Raw genomic sequence first — 4,654 nt, 5'->3', positions numbered from 1 at the left:
GAAAAAAGTAAAAAAAGTTTCAAAAAAGTGTTGACATAGATCAACAGCTGTGATATACTAATATAGTTGTCGCTTGAGAGAGATTGAGTGACAAAGACCTTTGAAAACTGAACAAGACGAACCAATGTGCAGGGCACTACAATTGACGTTGTAGTACTGAACAATGAAAAAAACAATAAATCTGTCAGTGACAGAAATGAGTGAGAACTCAAACTTTTAATGAGAGTTTGATCCTGGCTCAGGACGAACGCTGGCGGCGTGCCTAATACATGCAAGTAGAACGCTGAAGAGAGGAGCTTGCTCTTCTTGGATGAGTTGCGAACGGGTGAGTAACGCGTAGGTAACCTGCCTGGTAGCGGGGGATAACTATTGGAAACGATAGCTAATACCGCATAATAGCAGTTATTGCATGATAACTGTTTGAAAGGTGCAAATGCATCACTACCAGATGGACCTGCGTTGTATTAGCTAGTTGGTGGGGTAACGGCTCACCAAGGCGACGATACATAGCCGACCTGAGAGGGTGATCGGCCACACTGGGACTGAGACACGGCCCAGACTCCTACGGGAGGCAGCAGTAGGGAATCTTCGGCAATGGACGGAAGTCTGACCGAGCAACGCCGCGTGAGTGAAGAAGGTTTTCGGATCGTAAAGCTCTGTTGTAAGAGAAGAACGAGTGTGAGAGTGGAAAGTTCACACTGTGACGGTATCTTATCAGAAAGGGACGGCTAACTACGTGCCAGCAGCCGCGGTAATACGTAGGTCCCGAGCGTTGTCCGGATTTATTGGGCGTAAAGCGAGCGCAGGCGGTTAGATAAGTCTGAAGTTAAAGGCTGTGGCTTAACCATAGTACGCTTTGGAAACTGTTTAACTTGAGTGCAAGAGGGGAGAGTGGAATTCCATGTGTAGCGGTGAAATGCGTAGATATATGGAGGAACACCGGTGGCGAAAGCGGCTCTCTGGCTTGTAACTGACGCTGAGGCTCGAAAGCGTGGGGAGCAAACAGGATTAGATACCCTGGTAGTCCACGCCGTAAACGATGAGTGCTAGGTGTTAGACCCTTTCCGGGGTTTAGTGCCGTAGCTAACGCATTAAGCACTCCGCCTGGGGAGTACGACCGCAAGGTTGAAACTCAAAGGAATTGACGGGGGCCCGCACAAGCGGTGGAGCATGTGGTTTAATTCGAAGCAACGCGAAGAACCTTACCAGGTCTTGACATCCCTCTGACCGCTCTAGAGATAGAGTTTTCCTTCGGGACAGAGGTGACAGGTGGTGCATGGTTGTCGTCAGCTCGTGTCGTGAGATGTTGGGTTAAGTCCCGCAACGAGCGCAACCCCTATTGTTAGTTGCCATCATTTAGTTGGGCACTCTAGCGAGACTGCCGGTAATAAACCGGAGGAAGGTGGGGATGACGTCAAATCATCATGCCCCTTATGACCTGGGCTACACACGTGCTACAATGGCTGGTACAACGAGTCGCAAGCCGGTGACGGCAAGCTAATCTCTTAAAGCCAGTCTCAGTTCGGATTGTAGGCTGCAACTCGCCTACATGAAGTCGGAATCGCTAGTAATCGCGGATCAGCACGCCGCGGTGAATACGTTCCCGGGCCTTGTACACACCGCCCGTCACACCACGAGAGTTTGTAACACCCGAAGTCGGTGAGGTAACCTTTTAGGAGCCAGCCGCCTAAGGTGGGATAGATGATTGGGGTGAAGTCGTAACAAGGTAGCCGTATCGGAAGGTGCGGCTGGATCACCTCCTTTCTAAGGATAAGGAATGCACATTGGTCTTGTTTAGTCTTGAGAGGTCTTGTGGGGCCTTAGCTCAGCTGGGAGAGCGCCTGCTTTGCACGCAGGAGGTCAGCGGTTCGATCCCGCTAGGCTCCATTGGTGAGAGATCACCAAGTAATGCACATTGAAAATTGAATATCTATATCAAATAGTAACAAGAAAATAAACCGAAACGCTGTAGTATTAAAAGAGTTTATGACTGAAAGGTCAAAAATAAGGTTAAGTTAATAAGGGCGCACGGTGGATGCCTTGGCACTAGGAGCCGAAGAAGGACGTGACAAACGACGATATGCCTTGGGTAGCTGTAAGTAAGCGATGATCCAGGGATTTCCGAATGGGGGAACCCAACAGGTACTACCTGTTACCCGCATCTGTTAAGGATGTGAGGAGGAAGACGCAGTGAACTGAAACATCTAAGTAGCTGCAGGAAGAGAAAGCAAAAGCGATTGCCTTAGTAGCGGCGAGCGAAACGGCAGGAGGGCAAACCGAAGAGTTTACTCTTCGGGGTTGTAGGACTGCAAAGTGGACTCAAAGATTATAGAAGAATGATTTGGGAAGATCAGCCAAAGAGAGTAATAGCCTCGTATTTAAAATAGTCTTTGTACCTAGCAGTATCCTGAGTACGGCGGGACACGCGAAATCCCGTCGGAATCTGGGAGGACCATCTCCCAACCCTAAATACTCCCTAGTGACCGATAGTGAACCAGTACCGTGAGGGAAAGGTGAAAAGCACCCCGGGAGGGGAGTGAAATAGAACCTGAAACCGTGTGCCTACAACAAGTTCGAGCCCGTTAATGGGTGAGAGCGTGCCTTTTGTAGAATGAACCGGCGAGTTACGATATGATGCGAGGTTAAGTTGAAGAGACGGAGCCGCAGGGAAACCGAGTCTGAATAGGGCGCTTTAGTATCATGTCGTAGACCCGAAACCATGTGACCTACCCATGAGCAGGTTGAAGGTGCGGTAAGACGCACTGGAGGACCGAACCAGGGCACGTTGAAAAGTGCTTGGATGACTTGTGGGTAGCGGAGAAATTCCAAACGAACTTGGAGATAGCTGGTTCTCTCCGAAATAGCTTTAGGGCTAGCGTCGACATAAAGATTCTTGGAGGTAGAGCACTGTTTGGGTGAGGGGTCCATCCCGGATTACCAATCTCAGATAAACTCCGAATGCCAAAGAATTATGGTCGGCAGTCAGACTGCGAGTGCTAAGATCCGTAGTCGAAAGGGAAACAGCCCAGACCACCAGCTAAGGTCCCAAAATAATTGTTAAGTGGAAAAGGATGTGGGGTTGCACAGACAACTAGGATGTTAGCTTAGAAGCAGCTATTCATTCAAAGAGTGCGTAATAGCTCACTAGTCGAGTGACCCTGCGCCGAAAATGTACCGGGGCTAAAACAATTTACCGAAGCTGTGGATACCTTTATAGGTATGGTAGGAGAGCGTTCTATGTGTGATGAAGGTGTACCGTGAGGAGTGCTGGAACGCATAGAAGTGAGAATGCCGGTATGAGTAGCGAAAGACAGGTGAGAATCCTGTCCACCGTAAGACTAAGGTTTCCAGGGGAAGGCTCGTCCGCCCTGGGTTAGTCGGGACCTAAGGAGAGACCGAAAGGTGTATCCGATGGACAACAGGTTGATATTCCTGTACTAGAGTATGTAGTGATGGAGGGACGCAGTAGGCTAACTAAAGCAGACGATTGGAAGTGTCTGTCTAAGCAGTGAGGTGTGAATTGAGTCAAATGCTTAGTTCTATAACATTGAGCTGTGATGGGGAGCGAAGTTTAGTAGCGAAGTTAGTGATGTCACACTGCCAAGAAAAGCTTCTAGCGTTTAAACATACTCTACCCGTACCGCAAACCGACACAGGTAGTCGAGGCGAGTAGCCTCAGGTGAGCGAGAGAACTCTCGTTAAGGAACTCGGCAAAATGACCCCGTAACTTCGGGAGAAGGGGTGCTGACTTAGGTCAGCCGCAGTGAATAGGCCCAAGCAACTGTTTATCAAAAACACAGCTCTCTGCTAAATCGTAAGATGATGTATAGGGGGTGACGCCTGCCCGGTGCTGGAAGGTTAAGAGGAGTGCTTAGGAGTAATCCGAAGGTATGAATTGAAGCCCCAGTAAACGGCGGCCGTAACTATAACGGTCCTAAGGTAGCGAAATTCCTTGTCGGGTAAGTTCCGACCCGCACGAAAGGCGTAATGATTTGGGCACTGTCTCAACGAGAGACTCGGTGAAATTTTAGTACCTGTGAAGATGCAGGTTACCCGCGACAGGACGGAAAGACCCCATGGAGCTTTACTGCAGTTTGATATTGAGTGTCTGTACCACATGTACAGGATAGGTAGGAGTCTATGAGATCGGGACGCCAGTTTCGAAGGAGACGTTGTTGGGATACTACCCTTGTGTTATGGCCACTCTAACCCGGATAGGTTATCCCTATCGGAGACAGTGTCTGACGGGCAGTTTGACTGGGGCGGTCGCCTCCTAAAAGGTAACGGAGGCGCCCAAAGGTTCCCTCAGAATGGTTGGAAATCATTCGCAGAGTGTAAAGGTATAAGGGAGCTTGACTGCGAGAGCTACAACTCGAGCAGGGACGAAAGTCGGGCTTAGTGATCCGGTGGTTCCGTATGGAAGGGCCATCGCTCAACGGATAAAAGCTACCCTGGGGATAACAGGCTTATCTCCCCCAAGAGTTCACATCGACGGGGAGGTTTGGCACCTCGATGTCGGCTCGTCGCATCCTGGGGCTGTAGTCGGTCCCAAGGGTTGGGCTGTTCGCCCATTAAAGCGGCACGCGAGCTGGGTTCAGAACGTCGTGAGACAGTTCGGTCCCTATCCGTCGCGGGCGTAGGAAATTTGAGAGGA

At 49.8% G+C, this 4,654-nt stretch carries 1 tRNA gene and 2 rRNA genes; all 3 read left to right on the top strand.

Annotation, left to right across the window (positions count from 1 at the left end):
* The first annotated feature begins 215 nt into the window (after nucleotides 1-215).
* Nucleotides 216-1,764, top strand: a 16S ribosomal RNA gene (locus M1F97_RS09030).
* Between the two features lie 50 nt (nucleotides 1,765-1,814).
* Nucleotides 1,815-1,887 (top strand) — tRNA-Ala (locus M1F97_RS09025).
* A gap of 121 nt (nucleotides 1,888-2,008) precedes the next feature.
* Nucleotides 2,009-4,654 (top strand): 23S ribosomal RNA (locus tag M1F97_RS09020); the annotation flags it as partial.

Source organism: Streptococcus oralis (assembly GCF_023110435.1).
Lineage (GTDB): Bacteria > Bacillota > Bacilli > Lactobacillales > Streptococcaceae > Streptococcus > Streptococcus oralis_CF.
The sequence above is the reverse complement of the archived record's forward strand: the minus strand, read 5'-3'. Positions and strand labels throughout refer to the sequence as shown.